Below are 16,920 nucleotides of genomic sequence, written 5' to 3'. Positions count from 1 at the left end.
TTGGTGAAGACAACGCGGTTCCCATGCGCCGCGCGCATGACGGAGCATCCTCCCCATGCCTAAGCGTCATGGCCCACAGGTTTTTGTTGCGGCGCAAGATACTGATCAAGCCGCAGCCGTGCCAGGAAAATTCAAGGGGTTCAGCCAAAAAATCACGTCTGAAGCGCCCTGTTTTTGCGCTGCGAAACGACAAGCCTCTGAATTTCCCAGAACTTCAAAGCAGGTTTTCCGGCCAACCCGTCCGGGTAGCTACCACCTTGGCTCAACGGGTAAAAGCCCGAGTTGGCCGCTGCGAAATCCACAAAATTTTTGCGTACAACCAGGGAAAATGCTAAGAACCCCTAAAGCCGTTCCGGAATTGACAAAACGCAATGCGGCTTATCATTCAAGGTTGGAGGGGGAAACATGTCCCAGGGGCTGGAGACGTTCTACGACGTCATCCGACGCCGCGGCGTCTCGCGTCGCAGCTTTCTGAAGTTCTGCAGCCTCACGGCGGCCAGCCTGGGCCTGGGGCCGGCGGCGGCATCGCAGATGGCGCACGCCATGGAGACCAAGCCGCGCATTCCGGTCATCTGGCTGCACGGGCTGGAGTGCACCTGCTGCACGGAAAGCTTCATTCGCTCGGCCCATCCGCTGGTGTCCGACGTGCTGCTGTCCATGATCTCGCTGGACTACGACGACACCATCATGGCGGCCGCCGGCCACCAGGCGGAAGCCATCCTGGAAGAGACGCTGGAGGCCCACCGGGGCAACTACATCCTGGCCGTCGAGGGCAACCCGCCGCTGGCCGAGGACGGCATGTTCTGCATTCCCGGCGGCGAGCCCTTCGTCAACAAGCTCAAGCGCATGGCGTCTGGCGCCAGCGCCGTCATCGCCTGGGGCTCCTGCGCCTCCTGGGGCTGCGTCCAGGCGGCGAAGCCGAACCCGACGCAGGCCACCCCCATCCACAAGGTCGTCACCGACAAGCCGGTCATCAAGGTGCCGGGCTGCCCGCCCATCGCCGAGGTGATGACGGGCGTGCTGACCTACATGCTGACCTTCGACCAGATGCCGGCGCTCGACCGCCAGGGCCGGCCGAAGATGTTCTACAGCCAGCGCATCCACGACAAGTGCTACCGCCGGCCGCACTTCGACGCCGGCCAGTTCGTGGAAAGCTGGGACGACGACAACGCCCGCAAGGGCTACTGCCTCTACAAGATGGGCTGCAAGGGCCCGACCACCTACAACGCCTGCTCGTCGGTACAGTGGAACGACGGCGTATCCTGGCCGATCCGCTCCGGCCACGGATGCCTGGGCTGCTCGGAAGAGGACTTCTGGGATCGCGGCAGCTTCTACTCGCGGCTCGAGGACATCGACGGCTTCGGCGTCGAGGCCAATGCCGACGAGATCGGCATGGCCGCGGCCGGCGCCGTGGGTGTCGGCATCGCCGCCCATGCCGCCGCCAGCGCCGTCAAGCGCGTGATCCAGAAGCCCGACAGCCACACCCGCCGCCCGCACGACGGCAGCGACCAGGCCTGACGTCCAGGCGCCGAGGAGTAGAGACAGATGACGACCATGGTGACGCCCAACGCCGCCAACCTGGACGCCTCCGGCCGCCGCGTGGTGGTGGACCCGGTGACCCGCATCGAGGGCCACCTGCGCCTGGAAGTGAACGTCGACGACGACAACGTGATCCGCAACGCCGTGTCCACGGGCACCATGTGGCGCGGGATCGAGCTGATCCTCCAGGGCCGCGATCCGCGCGATGCCTGGGCTTTCGTCCAGCGCATCTGCGGGGTGTGCACCGGCACTCACGCCCTGACCAGCGTGCGTGCGGTTGAGGACGCGCTGGGCATCGAGGTGCCCGAGAACGCCAACACCATCCGCAACATGATGCAGCTGGCGCTGTACGTGCACGACCACCTGGTGCACTTCTACCACCTGCACGCGCTGGATTGGGTGGACGTGGTCTCGGCCCTGTCCGCCGATCCCAAGGCCACCAGCGAACTGGCGCAAAGCCTGTCGGACTGGCCTCTGTCGAGCCCCGGCTATTTCCGCGACCTGCAAAGTCGCCTGAAGAAGTTCGTCGACAGCGGGCAGCTCGGGCCGTTCAAGAACGGCTACTGGGGCCATCCGGCCTACAAGCTGCCGCCGGAAGCCAACCTGATGGCCGTGGCGCACTACATCGAGGCGCTCGATTTCCAGAAGGAGATCGTGAAGATCCACGCCATCTTCGGCGGCAAGAACCCGCACCCCAACTGGCTGGTGGGCGGTGTTCCGGCCCCCATCAACCTGAACGGCACGGGCGCGGGCACCGGCGGCATCACCATGGACCGCCTGAACATCGTCAGCGACATCGTCGAGCGCTGCATCCAGTTCACCGAACAGGTCTACCTGCCCGACCTCAAGGCCATCGCGTCCTTCTACAAGGACTGGGGGGCGATCGGCGGCGGCCTGGCCTCGTTGAACGTGCTGTCCTACGGCGACATGCCGGCCCGCGCCAACGACTACTCGGCGGACAGCCTGGAGCTGCCGCGCGGGGCAATCGTCGGGGGCGATCTGTCCAAGATTCACGAGGTCGACCTGCGCGACCCTTCGGAAATCCAGGAGTTCGTCAGCCACTCCTGGTATTCCTACGAGGACGAGGGCAAGGGCCTGCACCCCTGGGACGGCGTGACCGAGGTTAACTACGACCCGGGACCGGGTTTCAAGGGCACGCGCGAGAAGATCGAGAACTTCGACGAGTCCGCCAAGTACAGCTTCCTGAAAGCGCCCCGCTGGAAGGGCCACGCCATGGAGGTGGGCCCGCTGGCGCGCTACATCATCGGCTATGCGCAGGGCAATCCCGAGTTCAAGGAGCCGGTGGACAAGCTGCTGACCGACCTGGACGTGCCGCTGGAAGCCATCTTCTCCACCCTTGGCCGCACGGCGGCGCGCGGGCTGGAGTGCCAGTGGGCGGCGCACAAGCTGAAGGCCTACCACCAGAAGCTTCTGGCCACCATCAAGGCCGGCGACACGTCAACGGCCAACACGCAGAAGTGGAAGCCCGAGACCTGGGACGCCGACGTCAAGGGCGTGGGCTTCACCGAAGCGCCGCGCGGTGCGCTCGGCCACTGGATTCACATCCAGAACGGCAAGATCGCCAACTATCAGGCCGTGGTGCCCACCACCTGGAACGGCAGCCCGCGCGACCCGCAGGGCAACATCGGGGCCTACGAGGCATCGCTGCTCGACACCAAGATGCACGACCCGCACCTGCCGCTGGAGATCCTGCGGACCATCCACAGCTTCGACCCGTGCCTGGCGTGCTCCACCCACGTCATGAGCCCGGACGGGCAGGAAACCAAGGTCACCGTGCGCTGACGCGCCGCCGGTCCGGGAGGGACGCGCCATGAGCAGCCAATACACCAGCCAGGAGGCGTTGAAGGAAGTCGACGCCCTGGCCGCCAAGCAGCAGAGCATCTACGTCTACGAGGCGCCGGTGCGCCTGTGGCACTGGGTCAACGCGCTCGCCATGACCGTCCTGGCGGTCACGGGCTACTTCATCGCCGAGCCCCTGCCGTCCACGGCGGGGGAGGCGAGCGAGAACTACCTGATGGGCTGGATGCGCTACATCCACTTCAGCGCCGGGTACGTGCTCGCCATCGGGTTCCTGGGGCGCATCTACTGGGCCTTCGTTGGCAACAAGCACGCCCGCCAGATCTTCGTCCTGCCGGTCTGGGACAAGGACTGGTGGAAGGAGATCGTGTTCGAGGCCAAGTGGTACCTGTTCCTTGAACGCGACCCCAAGAAGTACGTCGGCCACAATCCGCTGGCGCACCTCGCCATGTTCGGCGTGTTCGTCACCGGCACCATCCTGATGATCCTGACCGGCTTCGCGCTCTATGCGGAAGGGGCGGGGCAGGACAGCCTCCACTACGCCCTGTTCGGCTGGGTGATCGTGCTGTTCGGCGACAGCATGCAGGTGCACACCTGGCACCACATCGGCATGTGGGTGCTCATCATCTTCGTGATGATCCACGTCTACGCCGCCATCCGCGAGGACATCATGTCGCGCCAGACCATGATTTCCACCATCGTCAACGGCCTGCGCAGCTACAAGGACGACCGGCCGTGAGCGGGCTCGGCGACATCCTGGTGGACGAGGACTGCTTCGACACGCTGGTTCTGGGCATCGGCAACCTGCTGTGGGCGGACGAGGGCTTCGGCGTGCGCGTGGTGGAGGAAATCCACCGCACGCACACCCTGCCGCCCGAGGTTCTGCTCATGGACGGCGGCACCCAGGGCCTGTACCTGGAGCCCTACGTCCGCCGCGCCCGCAACCTGCTGGTCTTCGACGCCATCGACTGGGGCGACGAGCCGGGCACGCTGCGGGTGGTGCGGGGCGAGGAGGTGCCGGCCTTCATGGGCTGCCGCAAGATGAGCCTGCACCAGACCGGCTTTCAGGACGTTCTGGCCGCCGCCAGCCTGATGGGCGGCGGGCCGGAGGACATCGTGCTCATCGGCGTGCAGGCGGTGGAGCTGGAGGACTGGGGCGGGTCGCTGCGCCCGCTCATCCGCGACCGCATGGCCCCGGCCATCGACCTCGGGCTCAAGGAACTCGCCCGCTGGGGCCGCGCCGCCGAGAGGCGGGCCGTGCCGCTGGATGTGGCAACGGGCCTGGTCGGCAACGGCTTCGACATCGAAAGCTACGAGGCCGGCGGCGCCTCGGTCGGCGCCAAGGGCTGACATCGTTACTCAAGGACCTGCGCCATGTGCATGGGAACGCCCATGAAAATCGTCTCCGTCAGCGCCGACGGCGCCTGGGCCGAATGCGTCAGCCGCGACGGATCGGTAACGGAAACCCTCGACCTGCGGCTTGTCGGTGAACAGCCCGCGGGGGGCTGGGTGTTGGGGTTCCTGGGTGCGGCCCATTCGGTTCTGACGGCGGAGGAAGCCGCCCAGGTGGCCGATGCGCTGGAGGCCGTGACGCTGGTGCAGCAGGGGCACCCCGTCGACCACCTGTTCGCCGACCTGGTGGACCGCGAGCCCGAACTGCCGGATTTCCTGAAGGACCGGCAAAGCTGACCGGATGCGGTTGTTCTGTCGACCGCCGCCCCCTTATCGCCTTAACATCATTGAAACCCCGGCCGTGCCAGCGTGACCCGCGCCGCCTGGGGGGCCAAAGGAGACGCCATTCATGATCGGACCGTCCATGGGCGACGCGCTGCTGTCGCTGCGATCCTCCGACGCGACGGAGGCGCACCGGCGCCGTTCCTTCACCGACGAGGACATCGCCGCCATGACCGGCGCGCGCGCCGTGTTCGATGCCCTGACGGCGGCGGTGGCGTCGCACCGCATCGGCCGGGACACCCCGGTGCGCGTCAGCCTGGAAGGCCTGTCCGCCGACGAGCACCGGCTTGTGGAGGAAGTGCTGGGCGAGGGCGAGGTGCTGGTCAAGCTGCCCGGCGAAGCCCGCGTACAGGAAAGCGTCATGGCCGGTATCTGGCGCGTCGCCGACCCCGCCACCGGCACCCGCTGGCTGGAGGTGGCGGACATTCCGTCTGTGGTGCGCGCGGCCGTGCGCGGCCTGCCGTCCGCCATCAAGGTGCCGGCCGAGGACCGCATCCCGCGCGGCGCCATGAATGTGCGCCCCGTGCTGGGCGAATTGCGCGACCACGCCGCCCTGCGCGCCGACGATCCCACAGCGCATCAGCCGCACGAGGTCAATCTGACGCTGCTGCCCATGACGCCCATCGACCTCATGGTGCTGGAAACGGCGCTGGACGGCGACGGGCCGGTGGATATTCTCTCGCGCGGCTACGGCAATTGCCGCGTCGTGTCGACGGGCATCCGCAACGTCTGGCGTCTCATGTACTTCAACGCCGACGACAAGATGATCCTGCATGTCCTTCAGGTGGGCGACGTTCCCGCCGCCGCGCTCGCCGCGCAGGAGGACCTGACCGACACCGCTGAACGCCTGTCGGAAATCCTGGGAGCCTACTACGCGTGACCGAGCCGACGCCCGAGTTGACTGCTGCCCGCGCCACGGCGCTGGAGACCGCCTTTGCCGCCATTGACCGGGGTTCCATGGCGGACATGCCCCTGCGCAACGATGCCCTGGCCGTGGAGGCCATCGGCTTCCGCCCCTGGGGGCTGGAGCGCGGGCCGGCGCTGTTGGGCGTTCTGGTCACGCCCTGGTGCATGAACGTGATGATGGTGCCGCCGACGGCCGACGATCCCGCCTGGGCGGGGCTGCGCGGGGGCGAAAAGGAGTCTCACGCGCTGCCCTGCGGCGTGGTGGAGTTCACGGCCGGATCGGTTGAGGGCTTCGGGCCCTACCTCATGTGTTCCCTGTTCTCGCCCGTGAAGGAGTTCGCCGACCAGCCAGCGGCGCGCCTGACGGCGCAACTGGCGCTGGAAGACCTGCTGAAGCCGCCGGAGGAAGAGGTTCCGCCGCCTGCGCCCACCGCCCGGCGGCGCGGCGATGGGCCGGCACCGTCGTCCGCCGGCGGCGCGGACGGGTTGAGTCGGCGGGCGGCGCTCGGCATGGGGCGTGCACCACGCGGATGGGGCGGCGGCCGATGATCCCCGGCGGGGACCGCATCGACATCGTTCTGGCGCTGGACCCAAGTGGTGCCGTGGCGGCGGCCGAGGTGGCCTCCAGCCGTGCCGTGACGGCCTCGCGCGTGCTGGAGGGCAAGGCGCCCGAGGAGGCCTTGCGCCTGGTGCCGCTGTTGTTTGCACTGTGCGGCTCGGCCCAGCAGATGGCCGGATTGCGGGCGGTGGAGGCGGCTCTGTCGATCACGGTGCCGCCGCGCGAGGCTGCGGCGCGGCACATGGCGGTGCTGGCCGAAACCGTGGCCGAGCATGCGACGCGCATGCTTGTGGACTGGCCGAAGCTGGCCGGGGCCGCTCCCGACATGGCGCACGCCCGTGTCGTGCGGACGGCGGCGGCGGCCGTGCAGGCGGCGCTCTATCCGGCCGGTGGACGCGAGCGGATCGGCGGCGGCGCGGCGCCCGATGCGGGCGCGCTCGCCCGTGCCGCCGAGGGCCTTGACGCCGCGGTGACGGCGGCTCTGCCGCTGGCCGAAGCGACGGCGGCCCGCGTGCCCGGCCTTGCCGCGCCCGCCGTGGCGCCTTTCCCGGCGGACCTGGACCCGGCGTGGCTGGCCGCGCGCATGGACGATGCTGCGTTCCTCAAGGCCCCGGAAGGGCCGGACGGGACGGTGTTCGAAACCGGCCCCGCCGTCCGCGTATCGGGTGCGGCGGACGTCGCGGGACGCTTCGCGGCGCGGCTGTCGGAAGCGCGCGCCCTGGCGCGGGAAATCGTCGAACTGGCGCACGAAGCGGCGTATAGTGACGCCTTCGGGGATGGCGTCTCGGCCGGTCTGGGCAGCGGCCGCGGACTGGGTGCCGTGGAAGCGGCGCGGGGGCGTCTCGTGCACCTTGTAGACATTGCTGACGGCCGCATCGCACGCTACCGCATCCTGGCGCCGACGGAATGGAACTTTCATCCGCGCGGCGCCCTGGGGGTGGCGCTGGACGGCCTGCGGGGGCGGTCGGCGGCCGAGGCGGAGCAGGCGGCGGGATGGATCGTCGCGGCGCTTGACCCGTGCGTGGCCTGCTGCGTGTCGACGCGGGAGGCGCACCATGCATGAAATGTCGCTGGTGGCCGGCGTCATGCGCATCCTGGAGGAGCAGGCGACGTCCCAGGACTTCCGCACGGTGAAGGCGGTGTTCCTGGAGGTCGGCGCCCTGTCCCACGCGGACCCGGAAGCCATGCGTTTTGCATTCGAGGCTCAGAAGCCCGGCACCATCGCCGCCGACGCGCGGCTGGAGATCATCGAGAGCCCGGGGCAGGCGTGGTGCCTGGAGTGCTCGGACGCCGTCACCATATCCCGGCGCGGCGATCCATGCCCTCGGTGCGGCGGCTACAAGTTGACGGTGACCGCAGGTGATGACCTGCGGGTGCGGGAATTGGAGGTGGAGTGATGTGCACCGTTTGCGGCTGCGGACAGGCGTCCGTCGAGGGGCGGGACAGCACCCCCGCCCATCATCACCACGATCACCACGACCACGACGCGGCCCATGCGGACATGCATGCACGCGGCATCCCTCACAGCCACGATGACGGCCACATTCACTATGGCGCGGGCGTGGCCGGCGTGTCGGTGCCCGGACTGGATCAGGCGCGTATCGTCAAGATCGAGCAGGACGTGCTCGGCCACAACGACCGGCTGGCCGCCGTCAACCGCGCCCGCTTCGCCGCCGAGGGTATCATCGCGTTGAACCTGGTCTCCAGCCCCGGTTCGGGCAAGACGACGCTGTTGTGCGAGACGATCAACATGCTGTCGGGCCGCGTCCCCGTGGCGGTGGTCGAGGGCGACCAGCAGACCAGCTTCGACGCCGACCGCATCCGCGAGACCGGCGCGCCCGCCATCCAGGTCAATACCGGCAAGGGCTGCCACCTGGACGCCGCCATGGTCGCCGACGCCACCGACCGCCTGCAACCGGGCGAGGGCTCCGTCCTGTTCATCGAGAACGTCGGGAACCTGGTCTGCCCCGCCGGCTTCGACCTGGGGGAGGCCGCGAAGGTGGTGATCCTCTCGGTGACGGAGGGCGAGGACAAACCGTTGAAGTACCCCGATATGTTCGCCGCCGCCGACCTGATGATCCTGAACAAGATCGACCTGCTGCCCCATGTCCGCTTCGACGTGGACCGCTGCCTGGAGCTGGCGCACCGCGTCAAGCCGGACCTGCCGGTCCTTCAGCTGTCCGCGACGACGGGGCAGGGAATGCACAAGTGGCTCGGCTGGATCGACGACCGGCGCGACGCCCTGCTTGCGGCGCGGGCGGCCCGATGACTGCCGTGGCCGAAGCTCGCGACCTGGTGGCGGCGGAAATCCCGCTGCCGCGGGCCGTGCCGCCCGTGATCGGCATGGGGGCCTTTCTCAAGAACACGGTGACGCTCGTCGACGGGCGCCGCGCCCTGGTCTCCCGCGATGTCGGCCACACCGACACGCCGGCGGCCGTGGCGGCCATGGAGGAGACGGCGCGGCGGCTGATCGACCTTGCCGGTGTCCGGCCCGTCGCTGTCGCCCACGACCTGCACCCGGACTTCCCGTCGACCCGTTTCGCCGCCGTGCTGGCCGATGAAGTGGGAGCGGAGGCGGTGCCCGTGCAGCACCATCATGCCCACGTCGCGGCCGTGGCGCTGGAACACGGCCACGATGGGCCTCTTCTCGGCCTGGCGCTCGACGGTTTCGGCCTGGGGCCGGGAAACCAGGCCTGGGGTGGGGAGTGTCTGTATGTGGATGGTGCCCGGTTCCAGCGCCTGGGCCATCTTGCGCCGCTGCTCCAGCCCGGCGGAGACGTGGCGGCGCGGGAACCCTGGCGCATGGGAGCGGCCGCGCTGCATGCGCTCGGACGCGGCGGAGAGACGGCGGCGCGCTGGCCCGGACAACCGGCAGCGGCCCGCCTGGCACGGATGATGGATCGCGGCGTCAACTGCCCGGAGACATCCTCTGGCGGGCGCCTGTTCGATGCCGCCTGCGGGCTGCTGAACGTGCATCCGGTGGCGGAGTTCGAGGGCCAGGCGCCGATGGCGCTGGAGAAGCTGGCGACGGCGCCGGAGGTTCTGGCGGACGGCTGGCACATCGGCGCCGACGGCGTTCTCGACCTGCGGCCGTTGCTGTCCGCCCTTGCCGATTGCGCCGATGCGGCGCGCGGTGCGAACCTGTTCCACGGCACGCTGGCGGCGGCGCTGGCGGAATGGGTCGGCAGGGCGATGGAACGGGCGCCGGCGCCGGCGTCGACCATCGGTTTCTGCGGCGGGTGCTTTTACAACAATGTGCTGTCGGCCGATCTTCAGGCGCGGCTTGAGGGGAAGGGACTGACGGTCCTGCGCTCCGGCCGCCTCGGCCCCGGCGATCCGGCAGTCAGCCTGGGCCAGGCCTGGGTGGCGGCCCAACGGTAGGAACAGGAGGTTAGGGCCATGTGCCTGGCGATCCCGGCGAAGGTGGTCGAGCTGCTGCCCGACGACATGGGCCGCGTCAACATCGAAGGGGTGGAGAAGGTGGTCAGCCTGGCGCTCGTGGACGGCGTGGCGGAAGGCGACTACGTGCTGCTGCACGTCGGCTATGCCCTCAGCCGCATTGATCCCGAGGAAGCGGCCCGCACGCTTGCCCTGCTCAAGGAAATGGGCGACCTGGCGGAGCTTGAGGCCGGGGAGGCGGGAGCATGAAATACGCCAGCGAGTTCCGCGACGGCGCCCTCGCCCGCAAGGTCTGTGCCGCCATCGCCGCCGAGTGCCAGGACGGGTGCGCCTATACCTTCATGGAGTTCTGCGGCGGCCACACCCACACCATTGCCCGATACGGCCTTGAGCAGATGCTGCCCGAGGCCATCCGCCTGGTGCACGGTCCCGGCTGCCCGGTGTGCGTGCTGCCCGTCGGGCGCATCGACAGCGCGTTGGAGCTGGCCCGCGACCATGGCGTGATCCTCTGCACCTACGGTGACATGGTGCGCGTCCCCGGCTCCCACCGCGACAGCCTGCTCAAGGCCAAGGCGGCGGGGGCGGACGTGCGCATGGTGTGGTCGACGCTGGATGCCCTGAAGATCGCCCGCGAGACGCCGGACCGCCAGGTGGTTTTCTTCGGCATCGGGTTCGAGACCACCACGCCGCCTTCCGCCATGGCCCTGAAGATGGCGAAAGCCGAAAATCTTAATAATTTCAGCGTCTTCTGCAATCACGTGATGACCCCGCCGGCCATGCGTGCGGTGCTGGACGGCGAGGGGCTGCCCCTTCAGGGCATCATCGCGCCGGGGCACGTCTCCACCGTCATCGGCACCGGGCCCTACCAGGAATTCGCGGACCGCGGACAGGCCATCGTGGTGTCGGGGTTCGAGCCGCTGGATCTGCTGCAATCCGTGCACCGGCTGGTCCGGCAGGTGAACGAGGCCGCGCCGCGGGTGGAAAACGCCTATGGCCGCGCCCTGCCGGACGATGGCAACGCCAAGGCGCGCGCCGTCATTGCCGAGACGATGACCGTGCGCGAGGGCTTCGAGTGGCGCGGCCTGGGCCGGCTGCCCGACAGCGCCCTGCGCATCGCCGACGCCTATGCCGATTTCGATGCCGAGCGTCGCTTCGCGCTGCCGTATCGCGCCGTGCCGGACCCCAAGTCCTGCGAGTGCGCCGACATCGTGCGGGGCCTCAAGCGGCCGGAGGAGTGCAAGCTGTTCGGGACCGCCTGTACGCCGGACGCGCCCATCGGCTCGTGCATGGTGTCGGGCGAGGGGGCGTGTGCGGCCCACTGGCTCTACGGGCGGCACCGCCGGACGGCGGCCGCCGAATAGTCCGCGGACCAAGACGAAAAGGATGCATCCCGCATGAGCGGCATGGAAAAGCCCCGCAACCGGCGCCTCTTCCCCCACGCCCTGGACGTGGCGAACGGCCGCGTGGACATGACCCACGGCGCCGGCGGCCGGGCCATGGCGCAACTGGTTTCGGAGATGTTCGCCGCGGCCTTCGAAAACGAATACCTGGCCCAGGGCAACGATATGGCGGTCATGGCCCCGCCGCCGGGGCGGCTGGTGATGTCCACCGACGGCTATGTGATCTCGCCGCTGTTCTTCCCCGGCGGCGACATCGGGTCGCTGGCCGTCCACGGCACCATCAACGACGTGGCGATGAGCGGCGCCAAGCCGCTTTACATGTCGGCGGGGTTCATCATCGAGGAAGGCTTCCCGCTGGCCGACCTGAAGCGAATCATCGAGTTCATGGCCGGCGCCTCGCGCGCCACCGGCGTACCCATCGTCACCGGCGACACCAAGGTGGTGGAGCGCGGCAAGGGCGACGGGGTGTTCATCGTCACCACGGGCGTCGGCGTTCTGCCTGAGGGGCTGCACATCTCCGGCGACAACATCCGGCCGGGCGACGCCATCCTGGTCTCCGGCTCCATCGGCGACCACGGCATCGCCATCCTGTCCAAGCGGGAAAACCTGGAGTTCGAGACCACGCTGGAAAGCGACAGCGCGCCGCTGCACGACCTGGTGGCGCACATGGTCGCCGCCGTGCCGGAAGTCCACTGCCTGCGCGACCCGACGCGTGGCGGCGTGGCGGCGACGCTGAACGAACTGGCCAACCAGTCGGACGTCGGCATGGCGCTGGACGAGGACGCCCTGCCCATCAAGCCCGCCGTGCGCGGCGCCTGCGAGCTTCTGGGCATCGACCCGCTGGGCGTCGCCAACGAGGGCAAGCTGCTGGCCTTCTGCCCCGCCGGCCGTGCCGAGCGGCTGCTGGAGGTCATGCGGTCGCACCCGTTGGGAGCGGAGTCCGCCATCATCGGCCACGTAGAGGAGGGGCAGGGCCGCAACCTGGTCCGCCTGCGCACCAGCTTCGGCGGTGACCGTGTGGTGGAGTGGCTGAACGGGGAGCAATTGCCGCGTATCTGCTGATGCTTATGCGCGGTGCATGTATGGAAAACCGGGCCTTGCCCCGACGCCGGTCGCCTGTCATAAAAGCGCAACTTTATTGTAATGGAAGGCTCCGTCGGTCGTTGATCGCGGAGCCTTCCGTACATGCACGCGCGATCATTGGCGACAGGCGGTTCCCGTGGCAAAGAGCACCCTCGACAAGGACCTGAAGAAGATCAGCCGGCTCGAATCGGCGACGGCGGCCACCGGCCGCACCTCCGGCGCCGTCGGCCTGGCGCTTCTGTTCCTCGTGGCGGTCTTCGCCTTCACCGTCACCGTGGCCGAGGGGCAATACGCCTCCTTCGTCATCGCCGCCGGTGTCATCGGCGGTTACATGGCCCTGAACATCGGCGCCAACGACGTCGCCAACAACGTCGGCCCCGCCGTCGGCTCCAAGGCGCTGACCATGGTGGGCGCGCTGGTGGTCGCCGCCATCTTCGAGGCAGCCGGCGCCATCATCGCGGGCGGCGAGGTGGTCTCCACCGTTTCCAAGGGCATCGTCGATCCGACGCAACTGCCCAGCACCGACGTCTTCGTCCGCGCCATGATGTCGGCCCTGCTGGCGGGCGCGCTTTGGATCAACCTGGCGACCATCATCGGTGCACCGGTCTCCACCACCCATTCCATCGTCGGCGGCGTCCTGGGCGCGGGCGTTGCGGCGGCCGGCTTCGGCGCCGTGGACTGGGCGACCATGGGGGCCATCGCGGCAAGCTGGGTGATCTCTCCCGCTTTGGGCGGCGGTATCGCGGCGCTTGTGCTGGCCTTCGTGACGAGCCGCGTGCTGGAGGTCGAGGACAAGATCGCCGCCGCGCGGCGCTGGGTGCCGGCGCTGGTCGGGCTCATGACCTTTGCCTTCTCGCTCTACCTGGTGATGAAGGGCCTCAAGAAGGTGTGGGTGCCGCCCGCCGGCGTGTCGTGGCTGATCGCGCTGGTCGCCGCGCTGGGGGCGTGGGCGCTGACCCGGCCGATGGTCCACCGGCGCTCGGTGGGGCTTGAGAACCGCCGCAAATCGGTGGGCGAGCTGTTCCGCTGGCCGCTGATCTTCTCGGCCGCGCTGCTGTCCTTCGCCCACGGCGCCAACGACGTCGCCAATGCCGTCGGTCCCCTGGCCGCCGTGGTGGCCGCCGTTCAGGGCGTGGCGCTGGATGCCAAGGTGGCGGTGCCCGGCTGGGTGCTGCTGGTCGGTGCGCTGGGCATCGTGACGGGCCTGCTGCTGTTCGGGCCCAAGCTCATCCGCACCGTCGGCGAGAAGATCACGCGCCTGGACCCGGCGCGCGCCTTCTGCGTCGCGCTGGCGGCCGCCGTCACCGTCATCGTGGCGTCGGAATTCGGGCTGCCGGTCAGTTCCACCCACATCGCGGTCGGCGGCATCTTCGGCGTCGGCTTCTACCGCGAGTTCCGCGCCAACCGCTACACCTGGCACTGGCACGAGCTGGACCCCGACGCCGCGCTCACCGCCGGCGGCCTGCCGACGGCGGCCGAGGGCGGCGAATCCGCGGCTGCCGAAACCGGCGTGGAACCCCAGGTCCTGGAAAAACGCCGCCGCAAGGCCGAGAAGGCCCGCAGGCGCCGTCTGGTCCGCCGCCGCCACCTGCTAACCATCGTCGCGGCCTGGCTTGTGACGGTTCCCCTTGCAGCCCTTCTGTCAGCCGCTATCTTCGGGACCTGGTCGGCGTTCCTTTAAAGGGGCGCCGCGCGCGTCACGAGATACGGGAAAAGCGGGACATGATCGGGAAGGTGATGATGGCGGCGGCCGTGCTGGCTGGCGCCTGGACGGCCGTGCCGTCAAACGGGCTGGCGCAGCAGCCGGCGCGGGACACGGTGCGGGTGACGGGCTCGTCGACGCTCTACGGCTTCGCCACGCGCGTGGCGGAGCGCTTCGGCCGGGCCACACCGCACCGCACGCCGGTGGTCGAGTCGTCGGGCACCGGCGGCGGCATGGCGCGCTTCTGCGCCGGCATCGGCATGAACACGCCCGACATCACGCTTGCCTCCCGCCGCATCCTCGACAGCGAGATCGCAGCCTGCCACGACAACTCGGTGGACCAGATCACCGAGTTCAAGATCGGCTATGGCGGTCTGGTGGTGGTGCAGCCGACCGATGCGCCGAAGCTGGAGCTGTCGCGCCGCGACCTCTGGCAGGCACTGGCCGCAGAGGTGCCGGTGGACGGGCGCATGATGCCCAACCCCAACACCCTCTGGGCCCACGTGGACAAGGACCTGCCGTCGACCCCCATCCGCGTCTACGGTCCGCCGCCCACGTCCGGCACGCGCGACAGCCTCATGCAACTGGCCCTGGAACCCGCCTGCCGTGCCGACAGCTACGTCTCCGGCCTGCCCGAGGCGGATCAACGGCGCGTCTGCGGGCAACTGCGCGAGGATGGCGCCTACATCAACGTCAAGGAAGACGACGCCGAGCTGATCAAGCGCGTCGCCAACGACCGCGAGTCGGCCGGCGTGCTGGGGCTGCAGTCGGCCCTGCACGCGGGCGGGCGGCTGCAGTACGCCAGCATGGACGGGGCTCTGCCGTCGGGCGAGACCATCCGCACCGGCGACTACCCGTTGATCCGGGCGCTGTATTTCTATCTGAAGGACGACCACCTCGGCCGCGTCTCGGGTCTCAAGGACTACGTCCAGTCCTTCGTCTCCACTGCGGCTATTGGCCCCGAGGGGTATCTGGTGGAGGAGGGCCTGATTCCCCTCGCGCCCACCGAACTGGAGGACATGCAGGCCCGCGCCCTGAACCTGCCGGAAGGCTGATGCCCGGCGCCGGGACGCCTGGGCCGGTCTGCCTCCGTGCGGTGGAGGACGTGGGCCGGGCGGCGCTGCTGGCGGTGCGGGTGGCGCCGCATCAGGCACGGTTCGTGCCCGATGTGGCGGCGACGCTCGACGAGGCGGCCGCCATGCCCGAAGTCCACCTGCGCGCCGTCTGCCTTGCGAACCGCGAGCCGCCGGTCGTGGTGGGCCTGTTGATGTACGCGCTGGACCGCGACGACAGGGCGCCGTGGATCTACCGCCTGCTCATCGACCGAGACCATCAGGGCAAGGGACTGGGCGGCGAGGCGCTGGAAGCCGCCGTGGCGGAACTGGCGCGGGCCTATCCGCTGCGCCCGGCGGTCTACATCGGTGTCCGGCCGGAGAACGCCGAGGCTCGCGCGCTCTATGCCCGCCACGGTTTCGAGCCCGACGGCCGGCGGGTCGACGGTGACATCGTGCTCAGGCGCGTGGTCCGGGAGCGGTGAGGGTGCCGCCGATCCGAACACAAGAAAAAGGGGCGCCCTGTGGCGCCCCTTTCCGCTTTCCAGGCCATCGGGCCGGCGCTCAGTTCTTGGGAAGCTGCGCGTCAATGCCTTCGATGTACCAGTCCATGGACAGCAGGTCCTCTTCGGACGCAGCCTCGCCCTCGGCGATGCGCACTTCGCCGGCGTTGTCCTTGATGGGGCCCTCGAAAATGACCAGGTCGCCGGACTCGATGTCCTTGACGATCTGGGTGGCTTCCTTGGCGACGTCCTCGGGCACCTTGGGGCCGAAGTCCGACAGCTGCACCATGCCGCTGTTCAGGCCGCCCCAGGTGTCCTGGCTTTCCCAGGTGCCGTCCATGACGGCCTGGACGCGGTCGATGTAGTAGTCCGACCAGTCGTCGACGATGGCGGTCGCCTGGGCGTTGGGGCCGAACTGGGACATGTCGGACGCCTGGCCGAAGGCGATCAGGCCCTTTTCCTCGGCAAGCTGCATGGGCGCGGCGGAGTCGGTGTGCTGCACCAGGATGTCGGCGCCCTGCGCGACCAGCGTCTCGGCGGCCTCGCGCTCCTTGCCCGGATCATACCACGAGTTGACGTAGATGATCTTAACGCTCGCGTCCGGGTTGACCGAGTGCAGGCCCTTGGTGAAGGCGTTGATGCCGCGCACCACTTCCGGGATGGGGAACGGCGCGATGTAGCCGATGGTGTCGGATTCGGTCAGGCGGCCGGCCATGACGCCGATGGGGTAGCGGCCTTCGTAGAAGCGGCCGGCGTAGGTGGAGACGTTGTCGGCGCGCTTGTAGCCGGTCGCGTGTTCGAACATGACGTCCGGGTAACGCTTCGCGACCTTCACCGTCGGGTTCATGAAGCCGAAGCTGGTGGTGAAGATCAGGTCGTGGCCCGACTGAGCCAGCTGGTTGATGACGCGCTCGGCGTCCGCACCTTCCGGCACGCTTTCGACGTAGGTGGTCTTCACCGCGTCGCCGAACTTCTCCACCACGGCCTGACGGCCCTTGTCGTGCTGGTAGGTCCAGCCGTGGTCCCCCACGGGGCCGACGTAGACGAATCCGACCTTCAGCGGGTCGTCCTGCGCGACGGCGGCGCCGCCGGGCATGGTGGCGGCGGCGGACAGCGCCATGGCGCCGGCCGCGAGGCTGAGCGCCGCGCGGCGCGTCAGGGTCCAGGTCTTGGTTTTCATCCCACACTCACTCCCTGAAAGGACAGGTCACGGAAAGCAAAGATC

18 protein-coding genes are annotated in these 16,920 nt (G+C 68.9%); 17 read left to right on the top strand and 1 reads right to left on the bottom strand.

The features are described from left to right. Nucleotides 1–405: 405 nt before the first annotated feature. From C882_RS08655 to C882_RS08575, 17 genes are all read left to right on the top strand, one after another. Nucleotides 406–1,518 (top strand): hydrogenase small subunit, encoded by a 1,113-nt coding sequence (locus C882_RS08655; protein ID WP_009540201.1) that lies wholly within the window; start codon nt 406–408, stop codon nt 1,516–1,518. Nucleotides 1,519–1,545: 27 nt separating this feature from the next. Next, nucleotides 1,546–3,342, top strand: coding sequence for a nickel-dependent hydrogenase large subunit (locus C882_RS08650; protein ID WP_009540200.1), 1,797 nt, complete (start codon nt 1,546–1,548; stop codon nt 3,340–3,342). Between the two features lie 28 nt (nt 3,343–3,370). Next, nucleotides 3,371–4,096, top strand: coding sequence for a Ni/Fe-hydrogenase, b-type cytochrome subunit (cybH, locus tag C882_RS08645; RefSeq protein ID WP_009540199.1), 726 nt, complete (start codon nt 3,371–3,373; stop codon nt 4,094–4,096). Next, nucleotides 4,093–4,707 (top strand): HyaD/HybD family hydrogenase maturation endopeptidase, encoded by a 615-nt coding sequence (locus C882_RS08640; RefSeq protein ID WP_009540198.1) that lies wholly within the window; start codon nt 4,093–4,095, stop codon nt 4,705–4,707. Before cybH ends, C882_RS08640 begins: the two co-directional genes overlap by 4 nt. Before the next feature lie 24 nt (nt 4,708–4,731). Further along, nucleotides 4,732–5,046: a HypC/HybG/HupF family hydrogenase formation chaperone gene (locus C882_RS08635; RefSeq protein WP_009540197.1), complete on the top strand. Its 315-nt coding sequence runs from the start codon at nt 4,732–4,734 to the stop codon at nt 5,044–5,046. A gap of 112 nt (nt 5,047–5,158) precedes the next feature. Further along, nucleotides 5,159–5,971: a hydrogenase expression/formation protein gene (locus tag C882_RS08630; RefSeq protein ID WP_009540196.1), complete on the top strand. Its 813-nt coding sequence runs from the start codon at nt 5,159–5,161 to the stop codon at nt 5,969–5,971. Then, complete coding sequence (gene hybE, locus C882_RS08625) at nt 5,968–6,546, top strand: [NiFe]-hydrogenase assembly chaperone HybE (RefSeq protein WP_009540195.1); 579 nt, start codon at nt 5,968–5,970, stop codon at nt 6,544–6,546. Before C882_RS08630 ends, hybE begins: the two co-directional genes overlap by 4 nt. Beyond that, complete coding sequence (locus C882_RS08620) at nt 6,543–7,619, top strand: nickel-dependent hydrogenase large subunit (protein WP_009540194.1); 1,077 nt, start codon at nt 6,543–6,545, stop codon at nt 7,617–7,619. Before hybE ends, C882_RS08620 begins: the two co-directional genes overlap by 4 nt. Further along, the gene (gene hypA / locus C882_RS08615) at nt 7,612–7,953 is read left to right on the top strand and encodes a hydrogenase maturation nickel metallochaperone HypA (protein WP_009540193.1); all 342 of its coding nucleotides are present in this window, start codon (nt 7,612–7,614) and stop codon (nt 7,951–7,953) included. The genes C882_RS08620 and hypA overlap by 8 nt, the downstream gene beginning before the upstream one ends. Then, nucleotides 7,953–8,825: a hydrogenase nickel incorporation protein HypB gene (hypB, locus tag C882_RS08610; RefSeq protein WP_009540192.1), complete on the top strand. Its 873-nt coding sequence runs from the start codon at nt 7,953–7,955 to the stop codon at nt 8,823–8,825. The genes hypA and hypB overlap by 1 nt, the downstream gene beginning before the upstream one ends. Beyond that, nucleotides 8,822–9,937, top strand: coding sequence for a Kae1-like domain-containing protein (locus C882_RS08605; RefSeq protein ID WP_009540191.1), 1,116 nt, complete (start codon nt 8,822–8,824; stop codon nt 9,935–9,937). The genes hypB and C882_RS08605 overlap by 4 nt, the downstream gene beginning before the upstream one ends. Nucleotides 9,938–9,955: 18 nt before the next feature. Continuing rightward, nucleotides 9,956–10,204 (top strand): HypC/HybG/HupF family hydrogenase formation chaperone, encoded by a 249-nt coding sequence (locus C882_RS08600; RefSeq protein ID WP_009540190.1) that lies wholly within the window; start codon nt 9,956–9,958, stop codon nt 10,202–10,204. Further along, nucleotides 10,201–11,316 carry a hydrogenase formation protein HypD gene (gene hypD / locus C882_RS08595; protein WP_009540189.1) on the top strand — a complete coding sequence of 372 codons (1,116 nt, stop codon included), beginning with the start codon at nt 10,201–10,203 and terminating at the stop codon, nt 11,314–11,316. The genes C882_RS08600 and hypD overlap by 4 nt, the downstream gene beginning before the upstream one ends. A gap of 33 nt (nt 11,317–11,349) precedes the next feature. Beyond that, nucleotides 11,350–12,417: a hydrogenase expression/formation protein HypE gene (gene hypE, locus C882_RS08590; protein ID WP_009540188.1), complete on the top strand. Its 1,068-nt coding sequence runs from the start codon at nt 11,350–11,352 to the stop codon at nt 12,415–12,417. A gap of 157 nt (nt 12,418–12,574) precedes the next feature. Then, complete coding sequence (locus C882_RS08585) at nt 12,575–14,119, top strand: inorganic phosphate transporter (protein WP_009540187.1); 1,545 nt, start codon at nt 12,575–12,577, stop codon at nt 14,117–14,119. Nucleotides 14,120–14,160: 41 nt separating this feature from the next. Beyond that, nucleotides 14,161–15,195: a substrate-binding domain-containing protein gene (locus tag C882_RS08580; RefSeq protein ID WP_009540186.1), complete on the top strand. Its 1,035-nt coding sequence runs from the start codon at nt 14,161–14,163 to the stop codon at nt 15,193–15,195. Continuing rightward, nucleotides 15,195–15,677, top strand: coding sequence for a GNAT family N-acetyltransferase (locus C882_RS08575; protein WP_009540185.1), 483 nt, complete (start codon nt 15,195–15,197; stop codon nt 15,675–15,677). Before C882_RS08580 ends, C882_RS08575 begins: the two co-directional genes overlap by 1 nt. Nucleotides 15,678–15,756: 79 nt before the next feature. On the opposite strand, the gene C882_RS08570 is transcribed toward C882_RS08575, so the two are convergent. After that, entirely contained in the window at nt 15,757–16,875 is a 1,119-nt protein-coding gene (locus C882_RS08570) for a BMP family ABC transporter substrate-binding protein (protein ID WP_009540184.1), read from the bottom strand. Between the last annotated feature and the right edge of the window lie 45 nt (nt 16,876–16,920).

It is taken from the genome of Caenispirillum salinarum AK4 (genome assembly GCF_000315795.1).
In the GTDB taxonomy this organism is placed as follows: domain Bacteria; phylum Pseudomonadota; class Alphaproteobacteria; order Rhodospirillales; family Rhodospirillaceae; genus Caenispirillum; species Caenispirillum salinarum.
This window is presented reverse-complemented; position numbering and strand designations above follow the sequence as displayed.

Coding starts and splice junctions, on each gene's coding strand:
- C882_RS08570 (WP_009540184.1), bottom strand. CDS start 16,875: ATGAAAACCAAGACCTGGACCCTGACGCGCCGCGCGGCGCTCAGCCTC.
- C882_RS08620 (WP_009540194.1), top strand. CDS start 6,543: ATGATCCCCGGCGGGGACCGCATCGACATCGTTCTGGCGCTGGACCCA.
- hypD (WP_009540189.1), top strand. CDS start 10,201: ATGAAATACGCCAGCGAGTTCCGCGACGGCGCCCTCGCCCGCAAGGTC.
- C882_RS08600 (WP_009540190.1), top strand. CDS start 9,956: ATGTGCCTGGCGATCCCGGCGAAGGTGGTCGAGCTGCTGCCCGACGAC.
- cybH (WP_009540199.1), top strand. CDS start 3,371: ATGAGCAGCCAATACACCAGCCAGGAGGCGTTGAAGGAAGTCGACGCC.
- C882_RS08635 (WP_009540197.1), top strand. CDS start 4,732: ATGTGCATGGGAACGCCCATGAAAATCGTCTCCGTCAGCGCCGACGGC.
- hypB (WP_009540192.1), top strand. CDS start 7,953: ATGTGCACCGTTTGCGGCTGCGGACAGGCGTCCGTCGAGGGGCGGGAC.
- hypA (WP_009540193.1), top strand. CDS start 7,612: ATGCATGAAATGTCGCTGGTGGCCGGCGTCATGCGCATCCTGGAGGAG.
- C882_RS08575 (WP_009540185.1), top strand. CDS start 15,195: ATGCCCGGCGCCGGGACGCCTGGGCCGGTCTGCCTCCGTGCGGTGGAG.
- hypE (WP_009540188.1), top strand. CDS start 11,350: ATGAGCGGCATGGAAAAGCCCCGCAACCGGCGCCTCTTCCCCCACGCC.
- C882_RS08650 (WP_009540200.1), top strand. CDS start 1,546: ATGACGACCATGGTGACGCCCAACGCCGCCAACCTGGACGCCTCCGGC.
- C882_RS08655 (WP_009540201.1), top strand. CDS start 406: ATGTCCCAGGGGCTGGAGACGTTCTACGACGTCATCCGACGCCGCGGC.
- C882_RS08630 (WP_009540196.1), top strand. CDS start 5,159: ATGATCGGACCGTCCATGGGCGACGCGCTGCTGTCGCTGCGATCCTCC.
- C882_RS08605 (WP_009540191.1), top strand. CDS start 8,822: ATGACTGCCGTGGCCGAAGCTCGCGACCTGGTGGCGGCGGAAATCCCG.
- C882_RS08580 (WP_009540186.1), top strand. CDS start 14,161: ATGATCGGGAAGGTGATGATGGCGGCGGCCGTGCTGGCTGGCGCCTGG.